The sequence below is a fragment of the Enterococcus sp. DIV1639a genome, from assembly GCF_050530445.1.
GTDB lineage: Bacteria > Bacillota > Bacilli > Lactobacillales > Enterococcaceae > Enterococcus_B > Enterococcus_B hirae.
In genome coordinates this window covers 952,501-976,508 of record NZ_CP172886.1, presented here as the reverse complement: position 1 = coordinate 976,508, position 24,008 = coordinate 952,501, and the positions used below count along the sequence as shown (strand labels likewise).

Sequence of the window (24,008 nt, the reverse complement as noted above, 5' to 3'; positions counted from 1 at the left end):
TTTTTATGTAATAAACCAATGAAATTGAGACAAAAAGTTTTTATTCTCAAGAAATGAGCCGATAAGCCGAAATTTCTGAAGATTGGTAAAAATAATAAAATCGTTTATTGCGATTATGACCTTTGTACCTCACAACTTTTTGTCCCAGTTTCATTCGTTTTTATTCTAAAAACTATATACAAAACTTTTTAGGCTTCAAACCCATTTTTCATGGCTACGGTTTTAAACCAATGGCCCGACTTTTTAATCGTCCGTTTACCGTCTTGGTTTAGATCGACAGCAATCAGTCCATAACGGTTTTTATAAGCGTTCGTCCAAGACCAGTTATCCATGCAAGTCCACATGTGGTAACCCACACAATTCGTTCCTTCTTGGATTGCCTGATGCACATATTTCAGATGGTCTGTGACAAAAGTGATCCGATAATCATCTTCAATCACGCCTTCCGAGTTAACGAAACGTTCTTCCCCTTCTACACCCATACCATTTTCAGAGATATAACATTTGATATTGCCATAGTTCTCTCTCGTATTCGTCAAGATATCATAGATCCCTTTTTCATAAATTTCCCAACCACGATAGATATTCATTTTTTTATTAGGCATATCATAATAATCAAAATAATCTTCTGGCATTGGTCCATTCTGATGATCAATCGGTGTTTCTTTTGCCTTGATTCTCCGAGGTTGATAATAATTGATTCCTAATAGATCAATCGTATTTTCTTTGATAATCGTTAAGTCATCGGGCCCCATCTCTGGCATTATCGCTAATTCTTTCACAATAGCAACCAACTCTGATGGAAACTCTCCTTTTACTGCAGGATCAAGAAAAGAACGATTGAAAAAAGCATCAGCGATTCTAGCAGCCTTGACATCCTCAGGGTTTGTTTCGTCTCGCGGGTAGCTAGGAGTTAAATTCAAAATGATTCCAATTTCTCCTTTTTGTCCCATCTTATGATAGGCTTCAATTGCTTTGGCACTTGCCAAATTTTCGTGGAAACCAACTTGAATAGCCTCTTTTAGATTGATATGGTTAGGATAATGGAACTGATAGAGATAACCGCCTTCTACTGGAACAATCGGTTCATTATGGGTAAACCATTTCTTTACTAAATCCCCAAATAACTCAAAACAGGTTTTTGCATAGGCCACATAGGCGTCAACCGTATCACGAGACAACCAGCCACCTGTTTGTTGTAATTCTAAAGGCATATCAAAATGATATAAATTGACAAATGGTTCAATTCCCTGCTCCAGTAATTCTGTAAAATATGAGCGGTAAAATGATACAGCCTGTTGATTCACTTCTCCTTTTCCTTTAGGGAATAGACGACTCCATTGAATGGATGTTCGGAAAGTATTATGACCTGTCTCTTTCATCAATTGAACGTCTTCTCGATATTTCGTGTAAACTTGAGAGGTTTTCTCAGGACCAACTTGATTGAAAAATTTTTCTGGCTCTAGATCATACCAATAGTCCCAAATGTTTTCTCCTTTCCCATCTCCTTTGATTCTGCCTTCTGTTTGTGGTCCACTTGCGGCGGTTCCCCACCAAAAATTCTTTGGAAAATCGTAGTGTTTCATTTCATAATCCCTCAATTCTTTTAGTAATTACCGTAATCATAAACAATCACTGAAAATAAATCAATACTTTTGATAAAAATGACTAGACATTTAAACAGACAGACGTTATACTACGTTTGTAATCGATTGCAAAATAAATTTGAGGTGAAAAAAATGAATGGTTTTATGGATAAACTTTCTCAAAAAATTATGCCCTTAGCCAATCTTTTAGGGCAAAACCGTTACTTAACTGTGTTACGGGATGCATTTATGTTGTCATTTCCGCTAACAATGTTTGGATCAATTGTGGTCGTTGTGAATAATCTACCGTTCTTCAGTGATGGTACCAAAGGCACGTTAAGCACCCTTTTTGGTAATGGTCAAAATGCGACGATGAGTATCATGTCCGTTTTTGTTACATTTGGTATCGGCTATTATTTATCAAAATCATATGATGTAGAAGGTATTTTTGGTGGCGCTGTTTCATTCGCAAGCTTTTTGATTCTCACACCTTTTGTGATGACAACAGCTGGTGGTGAAGAAGTTTCGGGTGTCCTATCACTTGATCGTCTAGGTGCTAAAGGAATGTTCATTGGAATGATTGCTGCCTTTTTAGCTGCGGAAATCTACTGTCGAATCACCAAACGTGGTTGGCAAATTAAAATGCCTGATGGCGTACCACCTGCAGTAACGAAATCTTTTGCTGCTTTGATTCCAGCTGTAGTCACATTGACTGTTTTCTTGATCATCAACGCTGTCATGACTGGCGTATTCAATGCGAACCTTCATGACTTAGTCTATGAAGTTATCCAAAAACCTCTAACTGGTTTAGGTAGTAGTTTACCTGCCACGTTGATTGCCTTATTCTTTGTTCAATTTTTGTGGTTCTTTGGTCTTCACGGTCAAATTATTGTTAATTCTGTTATGGACCCTATCTGGAATACATTGATGCTTGATAATTTAGAAGCTTATCAGCATGGGAAAGAACTACCACATATCATCACAAAACCATTTATGGAAACCTTTACCGTTGGTATCGGTGGCTCTGGAATGACGTTAGCAGTAGTATTATTGATGGCTTTTGTCTTGAAGAAAAAACAATACCGTGATGTTGGTCGTTTAGCGCTAGCACCTGGAATCTTCAATGTCAATGAACCTGCAATTTTTGGTCTACCAATCGTATTGAACGCAACCATTTTGATTCCTTGGGTCGTTGCTCCTTTGGTCGTGACAACGTTCAACTACTTGATGATGGCAGCTGGCATCGTTCCTCCGCCTACTGGTGTTTCAGTTCCGTGGACTGTGCCGATCATTGCTAGTGGTGTTTTAGCTACCAATTCATGGCTAGGCGGTCTCTTACAAGTAGTCGATTTTGTGATCGTCGCTTTTATTTGGTACCCATTCTTAAAAGTATTAGATAAACAACCTGATTTAGACGTTGTGTAAAGCCTTATCTACTCACCTGTGAAGCAAATCATCTTCTTTCTAATAGAGATTAAGCAAATTTTATAATCTAGCATGAACAGTCAAAACATGGAATGATGTGAATTGATTTGTTCATGCTTGTTTCATTGAAAAGAGTGATTCAACAACTAAACTTCGTTATTTCTTTCTTGTCGAACGAAATAACTTTCGTTATACTCAATACGAGGTGAATAACGTGCCAAAATATGAAGAAATCGCAAATGTTTTAAGGGAAAGAATCCGTTCAAAAGAATATCCACCAAACAGCTTTTTGCCTAATCAGATCACTTTAGTCGAAGAATTTGGCGCAAGTCGAATGACCATCAAAAAAGCCATCAATATTCTGGCTATGGAAGGATTAGTTTATTCGCAAAGAGGGGCTGGAACCAAAATTTTAGATCATCCTTTTATCGAGAAAGATACCTCCCCTGCCAATGAGTATGAGGGACTCAGTCATCAAATGAAGCGTCGTCAGCGTTCACTGACGAGTCAAATCATTCAATTTGATGTCGAGTTTCCGAACCCATTTATTCAAGAAAAATTAATGATTGGTGCCGAACAACCTGTTTATAATATTCACCGTTTACGAATTTTAGACAACGAACCTTATATTTTGGAACATACATTTATGCCTGTACATTTAGTTCCAGGGCTAAAAAAAGAACATCTGCTTTCTTCTATCTATGATTACTTGCACCAAGATCTAAATCTTCATTTTGCAGGCGCCTATCGAGCAATTTCAGCAGATAAAAGTACGCACTTTGATCAGGAATACTTGAATTGTTCGGAAATAGATCCTGTTTTGGATGTGCAACAAGTCGTTTATCTAAAAGATGGTCAGCCCATCGAATATTCATCTAGTAGAAATCGGTTTGATGTCCGCAACTATTCCTTACTTGATGTCCGTTCAAACTAAAAAAATCCGTTTCAAAAATAGGAAACTATTGTGAAACGGATTTTTTGGTGTTTACAAAAGAGCAGAGTCAAACAGAATAATTGCCAGAAACGTTCCCACTCACTATACTGTAACTAACACAATACTTACTTTTTGTAAGTTCAAAGGAGGAACTCCCATGGATACTCAAATCAAAGGCATCCACCATGTTACCGCTATGACTTCAAGTCCCACTAAAATTTATCGTTTTTTTACGGATATTTTAGGAATGCGCTTAGTAAAAAAAACGATCAACCAAGATGATATCGAAACGTATCACCTTTATTTTACAGATGAATACGGCTCCCCTGGAACTGACATGACTTTTTTCGCTTTTCCTAATCAACCTCAAGGAAGTAAAGGAACGGATACGATTTCTAGAGTGTCTTTTCGAGTACCAACTGATGAAGCATTGCCTTATTGGTTCAAACGCTTTGAAGAAAAGAATGTTCTTCACTCTGCGATCAAGGAACGTTTTTCAAAAAAATATCTGGAGTTTGAAGACTTTGACCATCAATTCTATCAATTGATTTCTGATGAAAACAATACAGGTGTTGCTGGTGGTACTCCTTGGAAGAACAGCAATATTCCATCAGAATATGCAATTACAGGCTTGGGACCAGTTTTTGTCCGAGTGAGTCAAATGGAACCATTACAGTTACTATTAGAACAGACTTTAGAGTTTAAACTTACTGATCAAACAGGAGCTTTTTCGCTCTTTGAAGTCGGTCAAGGCGGTAATGGAGCAAGCATCATTGTTGAACAGCGAGCAGATTTACCAAAAGCAATCGAAGGATTCGGCAATATCCATCACCTTGCCTTGCGTGTCGCTGATGAAGAAGCCTTACGTCACTGGATCCATGTGATCAATCAGATAAACGTACCAAGTTCAGGGTTTGTGGATCGCTTCTACTTCCAATCAGAATACTTCTTAGCTGCCACCCACGTTCTCTTTGAATTAGCAACAGATGGACCTGGTTTTTTTGGCGATGAATCAGCAGATACAGCTGGCGAAAAACTATCACTCCCACCACAACTCGAAAGTAAAAGAGAAGAAATCGAAGCGTACATTCGTCCCTTCGATACTCAGGATGCCAACCAACAACGAGAATGATCTTCTTTCTATCCAGACAGTCGTTTTCAAGAAACATAACTTTCAAGAAAAAGAGGTCAAATCATGGAATATTTTTTTCAAGCGGGAAAACAAACAAGTAGAAATTTACTCCTTCTTCATGGTACAGGTGGCGATGAATATTCTTTACTTGAAACCGCCCAGTTCCTTGAACCGGATGCTACGATTCTTTCTTTTCGTGGTTCAATCAAAGAAGACGGAATGAATCGCTTCTTTCGACGGAATGGATTGAATCAATTCGATTACCAGAGTTTAGCAGAAGAAACAGCGCTTCTGTATCATAAAATCTCAGCAGTTAGCCAAAAAGAAAACATCTCGTTACATGACTGGGTGATCGTAGGCTATTCCAATGGAGCGAATATCGCTGCTCACTTGCTATTATCAAGAAATACTGAGCTGCGAAAAGGAATCCTTTTTCATCCAATGTCTTTAAACGTCAATTATCCAGCAAAAGTAATGACTGATACTCAGATCTGGCTTTCTTACAGCAAGACCGATCCAATCGTCTCCTCTATAGCGATTACGAATCTGATCAAAGATTTTGAAATGCAAAAAGCTCACCTCACATTACAAGAAACATTTACTGGTCATCAATTAACAAAGGCTGAATTAATTGCCGCGAAAAGTTGGCTTTCTTCGCTTTCGGTTAACTAATATTGGACGAAAGTTGTGATGCATCGGATTATTTTTCAAAGTCTCTTTTTCAAAGACTCTATAATGAGGTACGCTCCAAAAGTTGTACGTGAAAACGACAATTTTTAGGGCGTTTTTTTTGTTTCGACCTTTACGCACGAAACAGAAAAATGAATGTAAGTGCTAGATCCAACTATCCATTTTTCTCAAATCATCTCTTTTAACTTTCATTTTGAAAAATCCTTCTTGGCTCCCCCTCATTATAAACGCATCATATTAAAGATAAATAGAAACATTCCTCATTTGAAAAAACTGTAGAATATGGATTTCTATTATAAAAATTAGAAAAAAATGAGTTTTTGATTAGCTAGATTTCCGAAAAATTGCTATAGTTTAATTAATCAGAGTTGCAATCATTTTAGCGTTCGCCAATTTTTTGTCGAGTTAATATGGTTCACTCATTAGGGAGGGGGCACGATGCTTCACAAAAAAAGAAAACAGATTCAACAAGTAATCTTTCTGTTATTGACACTTCTGTCAGTGCTTGCACAAACAAATGTTGTTCAAGCAGTTTCGTTAAATTTATTTGGTACGACTACCGCAACTAATAACAGTCAAACCAGTCCAAATGCGCCTTTTTTAAACCGAGTAAATGTCCCTGTCACTTTTCTCATTGAAGGAAAAAATGGCATCAGCGCTGGGGTTATCACAACTGGCGATAAATATGCCATTTTAGAAGCACCGACTGAAATGGTCGGGTATATCCAACCTAATGGGAATGCGACTGTTCAAACTACTGTTACTGTGCCACTTAGTCAGTCCCCTTTACAATTGATTTTGCCGACCATAACCTCTGTGATTTCGTTGATCGTCAACTCACCTTTAGTTTCCACACAAAATAAAACAGCGGTTAATCAGGCATTGTCAGAATTACGTTCGGAAACTTTTGGTGCCCAGAATCTTACTCTAGCTATCGTCCCACGCTCAAGCACTCAATATGGCGTAGCGATTAGTCAAGGACTATTACCTATCCTGACAACGACATTAAAAAATCGGATTCAAAATTTATTAACGATCGTCCAAGCTTTACCGCTGATTGGGACTGTTTTAGGAACATTATTGTCCCCCTTTGTCACAGCTTTGTCTCAATTTATTACGAGTTTAAATTCACCAACTTCTGATAATAGTAAAAATTTGGTTGCTGCTTCGATTTTAGGTAATACGAGTGTTTCGCTACCATTTCTTTTATCTTCGCCCAAATTGACCCAAGATCTAACAGCTAATTTTAAGGGCGGTTTTATTCAAACAGATCAGTCGACGATTCAGTTAGGACCTACTACTGGTACAACACCTGTTTATTTTTCAGCCGGAGCACTCACCTGGCAGTCCACAAGCTTGCCGACTCACTTGAACTTTGGTCAGCACTTGATCCAGACCCAACAGGATGAGCACTTAGTAGCCACCAATAACAATCAAGTAACTACCGGATCGATTTCGATTACTGATACACGGACAGTTGTAAAAAATTGGCAAATAAAAGTCCAACAACTTAGTCCTTGGCAAAACGGAACCAATCAATTAACGTCCCAATTACAAATCTCAACAGCAGATTTAACAACTACCTTTCCTATCACTGGGATCACAAGTACTGCTAATCAAATGGTCCCTCTATCTATAGGCACGCAACAAACATTACTCAAATTAAATGGTGTAACTGATCCTGGTCAAGTCCAATTAGCAATCAATCAGTTCTCATTAGCGGTTCCCAAAGAAAGTCTGAAAACAAAGGGAACCTACCAAACAATGGTGGAATGGCTCTTATCGGATACACCGTAATTTATTTAGGAGGAAGAAGAAATGAAAAAGAAAACGTTATCTTTTTTTGTCTTGGGGATCAGCTTGTTTTCAAGTTCTCTCGTTTTTGCTGATTCACAAACCCAAGGAGAAGTGGCCTATGTGGAAGGCACACTTGAGTTTGACTATGCTGGCGGTATACCAACTAATTTAGACTTTGGGGATCATCCCTTGCAGACTGCAGCTGCTGAAAACTGGATTGCTACTGCTACAGGTGAACAAACCGGCTCTACACCTACTACTGGAACCGTAGCTGTTCGAGACAACCGAGGAAATCCTGCAGCTACATGGACAGTCAAGTTATCTCAAACTGACCAGTTCAAAACAGCGGATGATGTTGAGCTATCAGGTGCACAGCTCAATTTATCTTTTGGCGGACTTACAAATAATTTAGGGTTAGCCCCTACCAGTGCCTATGAAAACGATGAATTAGCGATCCAAGTATTCAATCAAGATGCTACGATTTTAGATGCAACCGCAGGTCAAAACTCGGGTGATACTGCACTAGCGATCAATCAATTCAGCTTATCTGTTCCAGCGAATACAAATAAAGTAGCCGAACAATATACTACTATATTAAATTGGACTTTCTCATTCAGTCCAACCAACTAAGAAAGGAGGAATGATCGTGAAAAAGTGGTTTTGGATACTACCCTTCTTCTTTCTACTGATGGGAAATCTAACCGTCTACGGCGAATCCTTACAAAGTTTTGATGCACAAATACAAGTCAATGAATCAACACCATCAACAAACGACAATTATTTTGATCTACAACTAAAACCTGGACAGGAATCGACTTTGAATGTCTTAGTCACGAATCTAAAAGAAACTGAGATCACGATCATTCCGTCCTTTAATCGTGCAAAGACCAATCAACTAGGCGTTGTTGAATATTCTGGTAGAAATCAAGATCGTCCTAATAATTTGCCCATTGATATCGAGAAAATTGTTTCTGTTGATAAGCAAAAGTTTACTCTTGCGGGACATGAACAAAAAAAGATTCCTTTAACCATCAAAATGCCAGAAAAAGATTTTGATGGAGTAATTGCGGGTGGGCTCTATCTCCAAGAAGAACCAAAAAAAGATATACAAGGAAATATCCAACATGTCTTTTCTCGGGAGATTGCTGTCTTACTTAAAACACAACTAAACAAAATCCAACCGAACTTAGAACTAAAAAAAGCAGCACCTACCCAAATCAACCAGAGAAATGCCATCAAAGCAACTTTGGAAAATACTAATGCTGCTTATCTATCTAGTGCTCGTATACACTATGAGATCAAAAAAGAACAACAACAAACCCCAGTACTAACTGGGACCCAGCCCATTTCGTTCGCCCCTAACAGCGGCACGGACTATTTGATTTTTTTAGAAGGAAAAGAATTCGAACCAGGAACCTATCAGCTAATGACGAATGTCAAAAACAAGGAAATCAATTGGCAGCAAAAGATAAATTTTACTATTTCGCAAAAAACAGCTGCAACTTATAATGAACAAAATATATCTACTACAAAGGATGAGCCGCAAAACAATTGGCTCCTTTGGCTAGCTGGAGGTATTATTTTCGCTCTCGTCCTCATTATTGTCTTTTTACTGTATCTGGTGAGAAAGAAAAAACGATAACTGTTATCAAACAAAAACTAACTCTACCTAAATTTTCACGAGGCAGAGTTAGTTTTTTTCTTCTGATCTAGCAGTTATTGATATACTATCAAACACATTAGTTCTTTACTACGATCAGGAACAATCCCAGCCGTTCTTCAACAACTAGCGACTACTTATTGTGATTCTCCAAATCGAATGGTATCTCCAATCGCAAACTCTGGAAAGATTTGAGGCTCTACAACGATTGCTCCTGGCAAGACTTCGTTTTCTCCTGTGCGGAAATAAATGGAGATATGACCGAGGGTTTCAAAGTTATGATTGGCTTCACTGCCAACTTCTTTGATTTCATATTCTTGGTTGCCGATGGTCAGTATTTCCCCTGTTTTGATGACATTTTTAGCCGTTTCATGATTGTCATGGACCACACAGATGTCTTTTAATTCAGGTGGTACCTGTTGTCCGAAAAGAATCATTAAGTACTCTGCCGCAAATTCTTCCACTAAAGAACCAACCTCAACAATCTTTGTTGTGTGCATGGTTTTCTCCTCCTTCTATGATAACGTCGTATCTTGTAAATGACGTAACTGCCAAACAGTGGTACTGGCATCTAGTTCAACGTCATCTTCAGTTAAGAAAGAACCCGCCCGTATAAAACGTTTTGCTACTACTTCTCCAGAGATCAGTCCAATCGGGATATGTCCCTCTCGTTTCATTTCTTCGTGGGTCTCAAGTACTCCTCGGACACAAAAACCACCGATTCCATCTAAATGATCCCCAGGTTGAATATCTTTTTTCGCTACCGCAACGGTTTCTGAAATTGGAGCGCCTAATGGAACAATGGCATGATCTTGTTGTAAGACAGCTTTTGCAATCGTAATTGGTGTTTCTAAGCTTGCTAAATGATACGGGCGATATAAGATATGATGATCCCGTTCCCCTTTCTTCATCAAGTAATTCATTTCTTCAGCTACTTCGCTATTTTGCCCCTTAACGATAACAAAGACGCCTGGCGCTAAACCATCCACATATTCCACTACACCAAATTGAGATAAGACCCCACCATTTTCCTTTAAATCTAACGAAGTAATGACAGAATCTAGATCCCCTTTCAAACCATGCATACCTACCTTGTCAGGGATATAGCCAATCGCATTTGATAAAAGATTCATTTCAGCCATTGTTTTTGTTCCATCTTGGAAAGCAGCTAGCATATGAGGAGCCATTTGTTTTTTCTGAGCTTCTTTTTCAGCAGTTGCCGGATTTGCGGAAATATTCAATTGATTATTCTTCCCTTTTCCCGCAACTAAGACTTCCATCCCCATAGACGAAGCAAATTCAAATAATTCGGTGGTTGCTGCAGGTTCATCGCCATCTGATCCTGTATAGATCAACCCTGCTGAATCATAGAGTTTATGCATCAAAGGTCCAATAGTGATATCGATTTCAACATTTAATAAGACAAGATGTTTTTTTGCTAATAACGCTTCAAGCGCAATTTTTGCTCCTGCTTCAGGTACACCAGTAGCATCTACGATTACTTCATTCCAATCAGAGTGAATAATTTCTTTAGCATCTGTTGAAATAAGGACATCATTTTTAACTTTTGCCGAAGCTAGATACGCTTCTTTCGCTTTTTGTGCATAATCAAGGGACAAGTCACTGATCCCTGTTACGATCATCCCTGGAATTGACGCTATTTGTGCAATCATTCCCCTGCCCATTTGTCCTGCACCAATTACACCCACTTTGATTGGATTACCTGTTTTTTCTCTTAATTGTAATTCACCATATAAAGTCATTTTATGTATTTCCTCCACTCATTCAATTTTTTATGTTTTTTTATAAATATTCTCTAAAGATTCGGTTCACTAATATTTTAGGCGAATTGGCAAAATTACCAATTGTCGAGCCCGCAATATGAGGAGTGATCGTGAGATTATCTAATGTTAGATAAGGATGGTCTGCGGGTAATGGTTCCTGTTCAAAAACATCCACTGCCGCTCCCGTAATCTCTTTGTTTCTTAATGCTTGAATCAAATCTTGTTCATTGACTAATCCAGCACGGGCACTATTGATGAAAACAGCAGAAGGTTTCATTTTCTTGAAATGCGACTCATTGATCATATGTTTTGTTTGAGGAGTCAATCGATAATGCATCGAAAAGATATCTGCTTTTTCCACCAGTTCCTCTAAGCTAACTTGAGTATCAGGGGACGTACCATCAAAATAATCATCAAAGAAAAGAATGTTACATCCAAAAGGTCGCAACAAATGAGCAACTCGTTGGCCAATTTCGCCATAACCAATTAAACCAATCGTTGACTCTTTTAATTCAGGTGCTAATAGCCCATTAGGATAGTACTTTTGCCACTGATGCTCTCTTAATTTTTGATTTCCTCGTGCGATATTTCGAATTTCTGTCAAAATCAAACCAACAGTAAATTCCGACACACTAGTCTTACTTCTGCCAGGAGTATTATAAACAGCAATGCCTTTTTCTTCGGCATAGCTAACAGCGACATTTTCTGTACCTGCTCGCAGTACGCCAACTAATTCCAAATTTTCCGCCCGTTCGATCACTTTTTTACCAATCGGTGCAAATTGAGTAATGATCCACTGATACTCTTCAATATTTTCTAAGAGATACTCTGGTAATTCGACTGCATCACACCCATGTTTTTCAATCTTGATATTATCTTTTTGCAGACTATCTAAATCAGAATGCCGCCATTCTTTGATGTCTACAGAAATTCCTTTTGTCGCTAAATCTTTTAAGCCTTCTTCCATCATTTCTCGATCAATAAATAAATCTGCGATTGCTAAACATTTGATCATTCTTTATTCCCCTCCTCATTTAATACAACTGATACCCGGTAGCTTCCTGGGGTACTAGCGATCTCGAATGCTTTTTGAATATCCATTAATGGAATTTTGGTTTCGATCAATTTTGATACATCGACACGCCCTTCATTTAGGAGTGTAGCTGCGTCATAAAAATCTTCTAATGTGGAAGCATACGTACCGATCACTTCGAGACGCATATAATGAATCGTATTTGGCTGGATAGCCATTTCAGGCGCAGGATAACCCGCAGCATAAATCGAGATTTTCCCATCTTTTTCTTTCACCATCTCAAGGGATTGATTCATCGCCAAAGTTGATCCAACTGCGACAATAACGCTGTCAGCCCCTCTTCCATTTGTGAGTTCTTTGACTTTTTGGACTGGATCGGTTTGACTTGCATCAATCGCTTCAAACCCTAATTCCTTGATCAGAGCTAACTTTTTAGGCATGACCTCAGAAATAATGACCCTTGCGCCCATTGCTTGTGCTGTTAGTCCATTGAGAAGTCCCATTGTTCCTCCACCGATGATCACGATCGTTTCTTTCCCAGGCACTATTCGTAATTTTTTCATATTTTGAACGACGGAGGATAAGGGTTCGACAAAAGCAGCTTCTGAGGCAGATAAAGTTGGTCTCATCTTTACGAAGCTTTTGGCTTTACGAACAAAATAATTCGCAAATCCAAAAATCCCATAAAACTCTTTTGAATAATTCTTTCCAAATTGCCGTTTGTTTTCACAATTCGTAATTTCACCAAATTTACACTCATCACAGTAACCACAATAATCATAAAGTACACTGACTCGATCGCCGATCTGGTAGGTATCTCCGACAGCTTTGCCTTTTGCTATGACAATTCCTGAACATTCATGTCCGCCAGCCATAGGATAGCCTTGATGTTCTCTAAGTCCTAACCATTGTTGATAGTCAGTTGTACAAATGTTACAAGCTTCTTGTTTTACTAACAATTCATCTTCTGCCAATTCAGGCATCGGTATTTCCTTGATCTTTGCATTCTTCTTCTCAGCTAAATAGCCAAACGTTATGTTTTTAGGTTGCATTTTTTCACTCCTATTCTATAATCCAATTGAAAAAGCATACGCAATGATAACTGCGATCGGACCAGTTAAAATTCGCGAAAACAACACAGCTGGCACACCATTAGAAATCGTTTCTGGTTTTGCTTCTCCCAAAGTCATTCCTACAGGTGCAAAATCACAGCCAACTTGTGAATTGATAGCAAACAGTGCTGGTAGAGCGTAATGTGGCGGGATTGTACCATTGGCGATCTCTGTTCCGATCAATAAACCAATCACCGAAGCAATCACCGCCCCTGGTGCTAATAAAGGAGATAAAAACGGCAAACTAGTAATAGCACCTAATAGAACTAAGCCAAGTAAGCTACCGCCTAAAGGTGACAAAAACTTCGCAATAATATCCCCAATTCCTGTATAGTTGATAATACCAATCAAAGTTGCAACAAAAGCCATAAATGGAATAATATTTGTTAGCACGGTATCGATCGTTTCACGCCCTGCTTGATACATGATATTGATAAAGCTCCCCGCACCACGTCCGATGGTATCGATCAAGCCAAAAATCCCACCTTTTTTATTGCTATGATTTTTCTTTTCAGTGGTTTCTTTTGTTATTTCTGTAGTTGTTTCCGGTTTATTTGTGTTGATATTTGATGTTTTTTCATTCTTATCTTCTTTATTATGTACTTGTGCAGCTTCGCTCTCACTAATAATTTCTATGTTTGTAATCGTTGTTCCTGAAACAAAAATATCTTCTGTCATAAATTTCGCCAACGGCCCAGAAGGCGCTTGCAATTTTACGTTGATTGTTGGGATCTTCATTCTTGGATACGTTCCACAGCGTGCTGTTCCGCCACAATCAATGACTGCACACAAGGTTTCTTCTTTTTCCACTGGATTTTTAAATGCATCAACCGCTGTTACCCCAGCTAATTCCGCAATCTTTTCAGCGACGGGATGAATGCCCCCACCGGTTACGCTGATAACGTACTTCTTACGTTCATCATTTAACGGAATGGTTAATGGTCCTCCCCAGCCACCATTTCCTTTATGGATAATTAGTTTTTTCGCTTCCATCTCTACCTCCATTCTCAGTTTCGTCTATGCTTCTGTTGTTTTTTTTGCTTCTCTTTGTGTTAAGAAACGAGCAATTTTTTCTGTAATGATTCCTCGTACTAAGATAATCATAAAAGCAGCTAATAAATACCTTAGACCTAATTCACTTTGATTTCCCACTTTACCAAAGCCAGCTGCTACACCAAGATAAACAAATAGTTCAGCTGAATTTGCATGAGGAAATAATCCCACGATGGGATGAAGCATTGAAACCGTTGCATCATAGTAAGCTGCCTTGTGTTCTTCTTTTAAAAATCGTCCAAATGTATAACACATTGGATTTGTTAAAAAGAAACACGCTAAAAACGGAATCAATGTATAACGTAATAACGTGAATTTCGTACATCGTTGCATGAATCCAAATACTCTTTTTTCTCCGATAATTTTTATTAGAGCGTTTACAAAAAGAATCAAAGAAATCAACAGCGGAACGATCGTCGTTAAAAATCCAACAAAAGTATCTGCTCCAGCTTGAAACATTCCCATAAAGCCATCTGACAACTTCACCAGAAAATTCAAATCCCATTCCTCCTTTTAAGATCAAATTGCGCGCTTTTATCAAAAGACAATTCATTTGTCATATGATACCACACCAAGAATATATCATTTGACAAAATTAATGTCAATTGATTTTTTCGAAAAAATAAAGTACACTAAAAATGGAAATGTTTTTTATTAAATGTATGACAGTTATGATTACCCGATCGACTTGATCTATTTAAGTGAAGTGAATAACTGGAGTGAAACGATCAATTGGAGGAAAAAATGAGTAAGTCTGAAGAAAGAAACATGGTGAAAGTAGCAACTTTATATTATAAAGAAGGTCTGACACAAGCACAGATTGCTAAGAAAATGGGAGTCTCTCGTTCACTCATTTCTAAATGGTTAATTGATGCTCGAAAAGCAGGTTTCATTGAATTTTTTATTAATAGTGAAAATATCTATGCCATTGAATTAGAAACCGAACTAGAGAAAAAATTTGCCTTATCTTTTGTTAAAGTGGTGGACACAACTAATCTATCTTATCCAGAAATCGAGAAAATGGTTGGACAAATTGCATCAATCTCTTTAAAAGATAAGATTGCAGCTACGAAAACAATCGGGATTTCATGGGGAAAGTCAATCAAAAGCTTAGTTACTCAATTTCCATTTGAGAATTATCCTGATACAACATTCATTCCATTAATCGGCGGCATGGGATATGATCATTTTGATATCCACTCCAATCAACTTTGCCATGAATTTGCTCGAAAGACACGTGGTTCTTCAAAATATCTTTACACTCCAGCACTGGTTTCTAATGAGATAATTCGTCAAGAATTTGAAGGTAATATTTACATTGATAAAATTCTCTCTGAAGCCAAAAAAGTCGAATTAGCACTTGTCGGTATCTCCTCCCCTGATCATTTCAACACGATGGAAGAAATCGGGTATACTAATAAAAAAGAAATGGCACAATTAAGAGGGATTGGTGCAGTTGGGGACATCAACTCCCGTTTTTATGATAAAGATGGGCAAGAAGTAAATCATCCAATCAATAAGCATGTGGTTGGTTTAAGTCTTGAAGAGCTTAAAGCGATTCCTGAAACCATCGCTATTGCTTATGATGATGCGAAATGGCAAGGAATCTATTATGCTTGCAAAAATCAACTGATTGACTCCATCATTACTACCGACACCATTGCGGATCACTTGATTCATATGGATATTTAGCAATAACAAAAACGGAAGTTACGTAAGAGCAGTTCCGATTCTCACCTGTTTCCTTTATCTGCTCTTGAATCTCCTAACTATTTCCGCTATGATTAAAAAGTAATAAAATATGATTTTGTTTGCAGGGGGACGCTGTTGCGTTGAGAAGGTAAAACCTGACCCTTTGAACCTGTTTGGTTGATACCAGCGTAGGGAGCAAATGTCCTTTTTGTTGATGCGAAATCAAAACAAACAAGACATTCTTCTTTCTAGGGGAATGTCTTTTTCTATTTTAAGGAGGATTGCAGATGAAAAAAGTGCTTAGTATTGCAGGATCAGATTGTAGTGGTGGCGCGGGTATACAAGCCGATTTAAAGACTTTTTCTGCTCATCGAGTGTATGGAATGTCGGTTATCACCTCAGTCGTAGCTGAAAATACGGTTCGTGTATTGACCTACCAAGATATTTCCCCTCAAATCATCAAAGATCAAATGGATGCGGTTTTTGAAGACATTTTTCCCGATGCCGTAAAAATTGGGATGCTTTCTAGCCAAGAAACAATGCTTGCAGTGACTGAAAGTTTAAAAAAATGGCAACCACAAAATATTGTTTTAGACCCAGTGATGTACGCTAAAAACGGCAATGCATTGATGGAGCCAACTGCGATTGATACACTGATTCAGACGGTTCTTCCCTTAGCTAACTTGATTACACCTAATATCCCAGAAGCAGAAAAAATTGCTCAATGTACGATCTCATCAATAGCAGATATGGAACAAGTCGGACGAACCATCTACGAAAATAGTGGAACAGCTGTTTTAATCAAAGGTGGGCATAAATCTGGTGAAGCTACCGATGTGCTCTTTGATGGAAATAAATTCTATCACTTTACTGCAGAACGAATCGAAACCAAAAATACTCATGGGACAGGGTGTACGTTATCTTCTGCTATTGCTTCTGAATTAGCTCTAGGGAAATCCTTAGAGCAGGCTGTCTGTGAAGCAAAGAAATACGTTACACTTGCAATCCAACATTCGTTGGCGATCGGTCAAGGACATGGTCCTACGAATCATTTCTACTCGCTTTACCAAAATACCGTTGAAGAGGAGTAATTTTATGTCATCATTCGAAACGATTATCCAACAGATTCGTGCATGCAATCCGTTGGTTCACCATCTAACGAACTATGTAACAGTCAATGATTGTGCCAATATTACTTTAGCTATTGGTGGTTCTCCGATAATGGCTGATGCGATTCAAGAAGTAGCAGAAATAACAGCTAAAACGGATGCACTCGTTCTCAATATAGGAACCTTGAATGAACAAACCGTTGATTCGATGATTCTTGCTGGCAAAGAAGCGAACAAGCATGGAATTCCGGTCATATTCGATCCAGTCGGTGTGGGTATTTCTCAATTTCGTATGGATGTGACTAAAAAGTTATTAAACAGTATCCAATTTACAGTCATTCGTGGAAATTATTCAGAAATCCTTTGTCTAGCAGGTATTCAAACTTCAGCTAAAGGAGTAGACACTTCGCTTGTGAATCAAAAAAAAGAAACTGAAGTCATCAATATTGCACGAACACTAGCTTCTTCTTTTCACTGTATCATCGTCATAACCGGCGCAATCGATATCGTTTCAGATGGTGTTCGAACGATGCAGGTCAAAAATGGTTGTGCTGCAATGCGCCATGTTACTGGTACTGGTTGTATGTTAGATTCTCTAATTGCTAGTTTTTGTGGTGGTTATTCCGATGATTTTTTTGAAGCAGCCGTAAGTAGCGTGATTGCAATGGGTGTTGCTGGTGAATTAGCTTTTGAAAAGGCAAAAACCAAAGGAACAGGTAGTTTACGTACTCATTTAATAGATGAAATAAGTAAACTAACGGATCAAACCTTATCAGAACGAGGTGACTATATTGCATTCGATGATTGATTACCGGCTCTACCTAGTAACAGATCCACTCTTATTCACTACCAATACACTGCTAGAAGCTGTCTCACAAGCACTTGAAGGAGGCGTTACTGCTGTCCAACTCCGAGAAAAACAGTTAGATTCTAGAAAGTTTTACGAAGAAGCCATACAGATAAAGCGATTAACCAAAAAATATAACGTTCCCTTGATCATCAATGACCGCCTTGATATTGCTCTGGCATGTGATGCAGACGGTCTCCATATAGGTCAAAATGACTTACCCTTAACTATAGCTCGTAAGCATCTTGGACCAGATAAACTAATCGGTGTTTCAGTACAAACGGTTGAAGAAGCCATCGAAGCAGAAAAAAATGGTGCGGATTATCTAGGAGTCGGGGCAATGTTTCCTACAGATACCAAACCAGATGCAATACATGTCACAACTGAAGAATTAGAAAAAATCTGTGCGCAAATCTCGCTTCCAATCATTGTGATCGGTGGAATCAATCAGCAAACAATCCCAGCTTTTCACTCACTTCCCATTCAAGGTTTTGCTGTCGTATCTGCTATTTTGTCAAAAAAAGATATCAAAAAAGCCAGTCAGGAACTTTTAGGATTGATTGATCAGACGATTGGGAGGTAAATCAATGTCATTTTCAAAAAATTTAAAAATCGAAGCTTATGACAGCTGGGAAAAAGGATTTAATCATCCATTTATTCAAGAATTAGGAAAAGGTATTCTTGCTAAAAAGACATTTCAATTTTATTTACTACAAGATTACTTGTATTTATTTGAATATGCTAAAGTATTCGCATTAGCTACCACCAAATCAGACAATGAACATCAATTATTTCATTTTGTTGAAGCACAATACAGTATTCTAGCAACAGAACTTGACTTACATCGCCAATATATGTTGGATTATGCTATTGAAAAAGAAGAATTTAACACCGTACAACCTTCTTTTTACAATCGCTCTTATACAACAAATATGCTAGCGATCGGCCATAGTGGAGGTGTAGCTGAAATCATCGCAGCTATCCTTCCCTGTGCTTGGACCTATTACGATTATGCGAGTCGTTTAAAAAAACGATATCAATCGAGTTTAAAAAAGAACCCCTATCGCTCCTGGATTGATTTATATGCAGATCCTAGTTTTGAAAAATCATTTGAGTGGATGTTTGACCTGTTGGATGAATTAGTCGAAATGAAAAGTGCGAAGGAACAACAAAAAATAAAACAAATTTTTATTTCCAGTTTGGAATTTGAATATCTTTTTTGGGAAATGTCTTATTATGAAGAAATGAATCTGATTCCATTATCAAAATAAATTGTATAGTGATCTCAGTAGACAACTTCTTCTGCTTTCGTTTAAAGCAGATCTAGTAAAACATGTTAAGTCTAGGACACTCACCTTTTAATCTCTATATCAGACGAACACTCAACCATTGTAGGACTGATAGAGTATTCTATCGGTCCTGATTTTTTATAAAAAACTACCACACTACCGCTAAGATGAAGTTATTCAACCCATTAATCTGAAAGAACTTATTTGATCACGCCAAACTACTAAGTAAAATTGTGTATGTCTTTTACTGCTTTGAGAATAACCGTTTGTCTAGTCCTCATCGGTGATTGCACTCATTCGGCATAAAAAATAGTAATCTCTCTATAAAATTAACTGACGAAAATATAATCATAAAAAAGCACAAATTCTTTATTGAACCAAATAGAATTTTCTCATAAACTCACATTCCTAAGTCACACATTGCGTCTTTTAACCAAGGATGTAAAACGAAAATATCCGTTAAAGCCCATTCAATATAGGTTTTACACCCTTGATCTAAGGAGATGTCTAAAGCTTTGTTCAATTGTTTTAAATAAGGAGCACTATGGTCTCTATCCCATTTAATCTTATCTGCAATGAAAACAACTTTATCTAAACTAGAAGCATTTTTTTTAAGCGTTGTATGACATTCAATAGCTGATAATATTTCTCTATCCTTGATATTGAATAGTTCTTTTGCTATACATACTGATTGTTTTTGGTGGAGAATCATAGGTAGTTTCTCTTCTTCTTTTAGAACTTCCTCCCCTAAACTCTTTTGTAGTTCTATCCTTTCATCATCAGGAATGATTACGCTAATATCATGTAACAAACCAGCAAGATAGGCTTTATCTTTTGGTACGTTAAACTTTTCTGCAAGTTCTTTCGCCTTGTTGGCTACTTCATACGAGTGAAAAACGGTTTTATCTTTCCCATAATAATTCAAAAATTCTTTGACTTGTATTTCAATATTTTTAGAACTAAAGGGTATCTTATACTCAATAATATTCTTCATTTTAACTCACCTTCCAATGAATGCCTTTACATTATTATGTATTAATAAGGTCAAAAATAAAGTTCGACAATCATTCCATCCTCTGATAGTTTTGCTCCTTTTAGCTTTTCGATTCCCATGGATCAGGGTACAACGAATAAAATCATCAAATCAATCTAAGTGCGTTTTGATTTCTTACTGTCTGACTTATTCCTATCAGATAACAAACCATAAGTGGCATAAGCAGGAATTACTACAGCTAAGAACATTTTAACGAGAAACTTAAAAACTTTCATATGATTCACCATCCTTTATATGTTACTCATACTTTATCATACTACCTATTAATAACCCAGCTATCACAGGCGATCGTTTATCCTTAGAGACTAACTACTTCTTACTTCTCCCTCATTATTTCATACCATAGTTTATGGTTTTCGAAATTTTTATCATTTCAAACGACGAATCATTATCTGTCCTGGTAATACTATTTTAACCAAATAAAAAGAACAGAAAGAAATTTTCTTCTTTCTGTCCAAATGATTCTGATGTTTCTCTTAACCAACATCATTTGACAAAGAGACCAAAAATGTAAGATCCATTAGGAGTTCTATGATACCCCAAAGCTGAGGTTTAGCTAGAACCCTGATTATTTTAATTAGATGATTACCCATCTCGTATCTTCTTAGTTCAGTTTGACTAAGTGATTAATTTCAAAACAACATTGCTGACTTAAATCCTAATTCAGCATAATCAAACAAATATGCTGCATCAATTCATCTCACATTTTAATTTTATAAAAAATTGATATTTGTTTCACAATTTTATTGTAAAACAAAACAATGCTTATTGGAACAAACACCCCTAACATCAAGCGGAATAATCCATTTATAGGTGTTATTTCGCCATGCCTCATATTAAAAATTTGAATAGGTATCATATGAAACAAGAATATATTCTTACTATAGGAGTTTAAATTTTCAAAACTTTTGATTTTACTTTTAGAAATAACCAGCAGTCCATACAAACTAAAAATAAAAGGGATTGTGAAATACATAAAATTCTTATCGATTCCTTGATTATAAAATGTGATTATCCCTTCGACTCCTCCTAAAAAACACGCAGCGACTAGTCCATATATTAATAACTTTCGATGCTTTTCTAAATTATGTACATTATCAGCCAAAACAAATCCTATGGAAATAAAGAGTGGACTAAAGAATAACCCATTTCTTGTAGTAAAAAAAATATTAAAGTATTTTTCCATAACTGATATGACCATTGGATTTGATATAAATAAGGAATACGTTTCAAGGGAACCAACAGAAAAAAATAAAAAGCAAACCAGAAAAATCCATTTATATCTAAATCTTTGAAACATATATTTAACTATAGCTAATGAACTTATCAAAGCAGGAAAATACCATAAGTGATAGAAGCTTCCAGTATATAGGAAACTAACTACCAATGCCAATAATATTGACCATAAATTCCACTGAATATCAACTGTATCTTGTAACAGTTGAACACCAAACGGAATGTACAGCAAAAACACTATAGTATATAGACGTACTATTCTTCTTAGCCACATCTTCGAATATCCTTCCCTCTTACTATTTATCCGAAAGAAATATGCATTATTTACAAAAAAGAATGGAACAGCAATACGACAAACCATACTTTTTAGAAAAAAATGCACTATCGGGTGACTAGTAATGGTCCCACAATGAATAACAACAACACAAATCGTCGCAATAAACTGAGCAATAAATAGTTTTTGATTCTTATTATCCATAATCCCTCCAACAAGCAAATTTGACTTTAATAGGATAGAAATAAAAATAGAATATGTACAAAAAAAAATTGGAGATAATTAACTCTAACATCTATATTTTCTCTTTCCTCTTTAATTTCTTAAATCCACAATACTATATTAATTATAGTATTGATTAATGTAAAAAACATTAGACTAAAGTCCAATTCATTTAATTCATAATTGTATAGAGTGGGAGCAATTTTAAACTATTAAGGTATTCAAAAAAACAATAGATAGATCCCTGTTTTTTTTAATTAGATGATTACCATTATTGTATTTTCTTTACTCAATTTGATTAGATGAATCATTTCAAACACAGATGAGTGGGTAAAAACGACTTTCACTATACCTAGAAGCCAGAAGAATCATAGGCTATCTAACGTTTGAATCCCTGTAGAACCCTCACCCATGATAATGACCATTTTCTGCTCTTTGCAGTAGCGATAGCAACTCATAAAAATCATCAGATAGAAAAACGTTTTCTTCATCTTCATTACCTCTATTCATTTTAGCTTCTTATACGGCAGTAGGTACGGTTCTTTTCATGATGTGGAATGATTTTCTGTATAGAGAGTAGGACAATAGTCCGCTTCAAAAAGAAAATGGCTCTATAACAAAAAAATCTGAGACAGAATGAGGTTCATTCTGACCCAGATTTGTTTTTACACCACTCATCAGTTCTTATTGACAAAGAGCCAAAGAAAACCCCTAATGTAAGACACATTAGGAGTTCATTATGATACCGGCGGCCGGGGTCGAACCGGCACGCCCTTAACGGGCACTGGATTTTGAGTCCAGCGCGTCTGCCAATTCCGCCACGCCGGCGTAAAAAAACTGGGGTAGCTGGATTCGAACCAACGCATGAGGGAGTCAAAGTCCCTTGCCTTACCGCTTGGCTATACCCCAATAAGAAAGGGCGAATGATGGGAATCGAACCCACGAATGCCGGAGCCACAATCCGGTGCGTTAACCACTTCGCCACATTCGCCATTATAAACAATGTTATTTTATTTCTCAATAAAAAACTAAGATGAGTACATCTTAGTCAATACCGGCGGCCGGGGTCGAACCGGCACGCCCTCAACGGGCACTGGATTTTGAGTCCAGCGCGTCTGCCAATTCCGCCACGCCGGCAAGTTGATTTTATTAGTACTAAGGCGGTAACCGGATTTGAACCGGTGATGAAGGTTTTGCAGACCTCTGCCTTACCACTTGGCTATACCGCCATTATACTATTTTCAATCTATAAATGAAATTATAGAACTGGGGTAGCTGGATTCGAACCAACGCATGAGGGAGTCAAAGTCCCTTGCCTTACCGCTTGGCTATACCCCAATAAAGAAGGGCGAATGATGGGAATCGAACCCACGAATGCCGGAGCCACAATCCGGTGCGTTAACCACTTCGCCACATTCGCCATGGCAGGGGCAGCAGGAATTGAACCCACACTAACGGTTTTGGAGACCGCTGTTCTACCTTTAAACTATGCCCCTATGTAATGGAGGAGAGTGGATTCGAACCACTGAACCCTAAGGAACGGATTTACAGTCCGTCGCGTTTAGCCACTTCGCTACTCCTCCATGGTGGCGCGGGACAGAATCGAACTGCCGACACACGGAGCTTCAATCCGTTGCTCTACCAACTGAGCTACCGCGCCAAATTTTAAAATGTATTAATTGAAAAAGAATGACGGTTCCGACGGGAATCGAACCCGCGATCTCCTGCGTGACAGGCAGGCATGTTAACCCCTACACCACGGAACCAGTTCATTATGGAGGTTAACGGGATCGAACCGCTGACCCTCTGCTTGTAAGGCAGATGCTCTCCCAGCTGAGCTAAACCTCCATTTTTCAATTAATGACCCGTACGGGACTCGAACCCGTGTTACCGCCGTGAAAGGGCGGTGTCTTAACCGCTTGACCAACGGGCCAGGAAAATAATGCTACGGAGAGTAAGGGATTCGAACCCTTGAGACAGCGTGAACCATCTACATGATTTCCAATCATGCTCCTTCGGCCTCTCGGACAACTCTCCAGAGTGAAAGAAGCTCATTACTCTTTCTCATGAATGAGAACT

General features: G+C 37.7%; 22 protein-coding genes, 15 tRNA genes and 1 riboswitch (1 of these 38 running past the window's edge). Of the genes, 12 read left to right on the top strand and 25 right to left on the bottom strand.

Annotated elements, in window-relative coordinates; translation table 11 throughout:
* Positions 1-188 precede the first annotated feature (188 nt).
* Positions 189-1,586, bottom strand: coding sequence for a glycoside hydrolase family 1 protein (locus IGJ32_RS04515; RefSeq protein WP_081204224.1), 1,398 nt, complete (start codon positions 1,584-1,586; stop codon positions 189-191).
* A 153-nt stretch (positions 1,587-1,739) separates the two neighbouring features.
* On the opposite strand from IGJ32_RS04515, the gene celB reads away from it, so the two are divergent.
* The 7 genes from celB (at position 1,740) to IGJ32_RS04480 (ending at position 9,206) form a co-directional block, all read left to right on the top strand.
* A complete protein-coding gene (gene celB / locus IGJ32_RS04510) occupies positions 1,740-3,011 on the top strand; it encodes a PTS cellobiose transporter subunit IIC (protein WP_010719614.1) in 1,272 nt (423 codons plus the stop codon).
* Positions 3,012-3,225: 214 nt separating this feature from the next.
* The gene (locus IGJ32_RS04505) at positions 3,226-3,945 is read left to right on the top strand and encodes a GntR family transcriptional regulator (RefSeq protein WP_053766465.1); all 720 of its coding nucleotides are present in this window, start codon (positions 3,226-3,228) and stop codon (positions 3,943-3,945) included.
* Positions 3,946-4,102: 157 nt separating this feature from the next.
* Positions 4,103-5,077: a VOC family protein gene (locus IGJ32_RS04500; RefSeq protein WP_342081922.1), complete on the top strand. Its 975-nt coding sequence runs from the start codon at positions 4,103-4,105 to the stop codon at positions 5,075-5,077.
* 63 nt (positions 5,078-5,140) lie between these two features.
* A complete protein-coding gene (locus IGJ32_RS04495; RefSeq protein ID WP_053766466.1) occupies positions 5,141-5,749 on the top strand; it encodes an alpha/beta hydrolase in 609 nt (202 codons plus the stop codon).
* Positions 5,750-6,205: 456 nt separating this feature from the next.
* Positions 6,206-7,564, top strand: a complete 1,359-nt coding sequence (locus IGJ32_RS04490; RefSeq protein ID WP_207427293.1) for an adhesive domain-containing protein — start codon at positions 6,206-6,208, stop codon at positions 7,562-7,564.
* Between the two features lie 21 nt (positions 7,565-7,585).
* Positions 7,586-8,194 (top strand): WxL domain-containing protein, encoded by a 609-nt coding sequence (locus IGJ32_RS04485; protein ID WP_094940907.1) that lies wholly within the window; start codon positions 7,586-7,588, stop codon positions 8,192-8,194.
* A gap of 16 nt (positions 8,195-8,210) precedes the next feature.
* Positions 8,211-9,206 carry a DUF916 and DUF3324 domain-containing protein gene (locus IGJ32_RS04480; protein WP_342081921.1) on the top strand — a complete coding sequence of 332 codons (996 nt, stop codon included), beginning with the start codon at positions 8,211-8,213 and terminating at the stop codon, positions 9,204-9,206.
* A gap of 155 nt (positions 9,207-9,361) precedes the next feature.
* Here IGJ32_RS04480 and IGJ32_RS04475 read toward each other — a convergent pair whose 3' ends face one another.
* Genes IGJ32_RS04475 through srlA form a run of 6 tightly spaced genes read right to left on the bottom strand, consistent with a single transcriptional unit; the run spans position 9,362 to position 14,704 of the window.
* Positions 9,362-9,724, bottom strand: a complete 363-nt coding sequence (locus IGJ32_RS04475) for a PTS glucitol/sorbitol transporter subunit IIA (protein WP_081128751.1) — start codon at positions 9,722-9,724, stop codon at positions 9,362-9,364.
* Between the two features lie 15 nt (positions 9,725-9,739).
* Positions 9,740-10,987: an NAD(P)H-dependent oxidoreductase gene (locus IGJ32_RS04470; RefSeq protein WP_034867482.1), complete on the bottom strand. Its 1,248-nt coding sequence runs from the start codon at positions 10,985-10,987 to the stop codon at positions 9,740-9,742.
* Positions 10,988-11,027: 40 nt separating this feature from the next.
* A complete protein-coding gene (locus IGJ32_RS04465; RefSeq protein WP_010719623.1) occupies positions 11,028-12,023 on the bottom strand; it encodes a 2-hydroxyacid dehydrogenase in 996 nt (331 codons plus the stop codon).
* Positions 12,020-13,093 carry a zinc-binding dehydrogenase gene (locus IGJ32_RS04460; RefSeq protein ID WP_207427283.1) on the bottom strand — a complete coding sequence of 358 codons (1,074 nt, stop codon included), beginning with the start codon at positions 13,091-13,093 and terminating at the stop codon, positions 12,020-12,022. Before IGJ32_RS04460 ends, IGJ32_RS04465 begins: the two co-directional genes overlap by 4 nt.
* 15 nt (positions 13,094-13,108) lie before the next feature.
* Positions 13,109-14,146, bottom strand: coding sequence for a PTS glucitol/sorbitol transporter subunit IIB (gene srlE, locus IGJ32_RS04455; protein WP_010737302.1), 1,038 nt, complete (start codon positions 14,144-14,146; stop codon positions 13,109-13,111).
* Between the two features lie 24 nt (positions 14,147-14,170).
* Positions 14,171-14,704, bottom strand: coding sequence for a PTS glucitol/sorbitol transporter subunit IIC (gene srlA, locus IGJ32_RS04450; RefSeq protein ID WP_010737301.1), 534 nt, complete (start codon positions 14,702-14,704; stop codon positions 14,171-14,173).
* 246 nt (positions 14,705-14,950) lie between these two features.
* Between srlA and IGJ32_RS04445 the strand changes: the two genes are divergently transcribed.
* The 5 genes from IGJ32_RS04445 (at position 14,951) to tenA (ending at position 19,125) form a co-directional block, all read left to right on the top strand.
* Positions 14,951-15,898 carry a sugar-binding transcriptional regulator gene (locus IGJ32_RS04445; RefSeq protein ID WP_063626857.1) on the top strand — a complete coding sequence of 316 codons (948 nt, stop codon included), beginning with the start codon at positions 14,951-14,953 and terminating at the stop codon, positions 15,896-15,898.
* Between the two features lie 113 nt (positions 15,899-16,011).
* Positions 16,012-16,110: riboswitch (TPP riboswitch) on the top strand.
* A gap of 75 nt (positions 16,111-16,185) precedes the next feature.
* A complete protein-coding gene (gene thiD, locus IGJ32_RS04440; RefSeq protein ID WP_053766473.1) occupies positions 16,186-16,989 on the top strand; it encodes a bifunctional hydroxymethylpyrimidine kinase/phosphomethylpyrimidine kinase in 804 nt (267 codons plus the stop codon).
* Between the two features lie 4 nt (positions 16,990-16,993).
* On the top strand, positions 16,994-17,815 hold the full coding sequence (gene thiM, locus IGJ32_RS04435) for a hydroxyethylthiazole kinase (protein ID WP_342081919.1): 822 nt from the start codon (positions 16,994-16,996) through the stop codon (positions 17,813-17,815).
* Complete coding sequence (gene thiE / locus IGJ32_RS04430) at positions 17,808-18,437, top strand: thiamine phosphate synthase (protein WP_034710950.1); 630 nt, start codon at positions 17,808-17,810, stop codon at positions 18,435-18,437. The genes thiM and thiE overlap by 8 nt, the downstream gene beginning before the upstream one ends.
* Before the next feature lie 4 nt (positions 18,438-18,441).
* A complete protein-coding gene (tenA, locus tag IGJ32_RS04425; RefSeq protein ID WP_342081917.1) occupies positions 18,442-19,125 on the top strand; it encodes a thiaminase II in 684 nt (227 codons plus the stop codon).
* Positions 19,126-19,543: 418 nt separating this feature from the next.
* Here tenA and yqeK read toward each other — a convergent pair whose 3' ends face one another.
* From yqeK to IGJ32_RS04335, 18 genes are all read right to left on the bottom strand, one after another.
* The gene (gene yqeK / locus IGJ32_RS04420; protein ID WP_181914885.1) at positions 19,544-20,137 is read right to left on the bottom strand and encodes a bis(5'-nucleosyl)-tetraphosphatase (symmetrical) YqeK; all 594 of its coding nucleotides are present in this window, start codon (positions 20,135-20,137) and stop codon (positions 19,544-19,546) included.
* Between the two features lie 760 nt (positions 20,138-20,897).
* Positions 20,898-21,911 (bottom strand): acyltransferase family protein, encoded by a 1,014-nt coding sequence (locus IGJ32_RS04415; protein WP_181914884.1) that lies wholly within the window; start codon positions 21,909-21,911, stop codon positions 20,898-20,900.
* Between the two features lie 386 nt (positions 21,912-22,297).
* Positions 22,298-22,420, bottom strand: a complete 123-nt coding sequence (locus tag IGJ32_RS04410; protein WP_275112614.1) for a hypothetical protein — start codon at positions 22,418-22,420, stop codon at positions 22,298-22,300.
* A gap of 252 nt (positions 22,421-22,672) precedes the next feature.
* Positions 22,673-22,757, bottom strand: a tRNA-Leu gene (locus IGJ32_RS04405).
* A 9-nt stretch (positions 22,758-22,766) separates the two neighbouring features.
* A tRNA-Gln gene (locus IGJ32_RS04400) sits at positions 22,767-22,838 on the bottom strand.
* Between the two features lie 9 nt (positions 22,839-22,847).
* Positions 22,848-22,920 (bottom strand) — tRNA-His (locus tag IGJ32_RS04395).
* Between the two features lie 61 nt (positions 22,921-22,981).
* A tRNA-Leu gene (locus IGJ32_RS04390) sits at positions 22,982-23,066 on the bottom strand.
* Positions 23,067-23,087: 21 nt separating this feature from the next.
* A tRNA-Cys gene (locus IGJ32_RS04385) sits at positions 23,088-23,158 on the bottom strand.
* Positions 23,159-23,195: 37 nt separating this feature from the next.
* A tRNA-Gln gene (locus IGJ32_RS04380) sits at positions 23,196-23,267 on the bottom strand.
* Positions 23,268-23,276: 9 nt separating this feature from the next.
* Positions 23,277-23,349: transfer RNA gene (locus IGJ32_RS04375), tRNA-His, on the bottom strand.
* Between the two features lie 2 nt (positions 23,350-23,351).
* Positions 23,352-23,425: transfer RNA gene (locus IGJ32_RS04370), tRNA-Trp, on the bottom strand.
* A gap of 6 nt (positions 23,426-23,431) precedes the next feature.
* A tRNA-Tyr gene (locus tag IGJ32_RS04365) sits at positions 23,432-23,512 on the bottom strand.
* A gap of 1 nt (position 23,513) precedes the next feature.
* A tRNA-Phe gene (locus tag IGJ32_RS04360) sits at positions 23,514-23,589 on the bottom strand.
* 33 nt (positions 23,590-23,622) lie between these two features.
* Positions 23,623-23,695 (bottom strand) — tRNA-Asp (locus IGJ32_RS04355).
* A gap of 9 nt (positions 23,696-23,704) precedes the next feature.
* Positions 23,705-23,777, bottom strand: a tRNA-Val gene (locus IGJ32_RS04350).
* Positions 23,778-23,790: 13 nt separating this feature from the next.
* A tRNA-Glu gene (locus IGJ32_RS04345) sits at positions 23,791-23,862 on the bottom strand.
* 15 nt (positions 23,863-23,877) lie between these two features.
* Positions 23,878-23,966, bottom strand: a tRNA-Ser gene (locus IGJ32_RS04340).
* A gap of 40 nt (positions 23,967-24,006) precedes the next feature.
* A tRNA-Asn gene (locus tag IGJ32_RS04335) sits at positions 24,007-24,008 on the bottom strand (it continues 72 nt past the right edge of the window).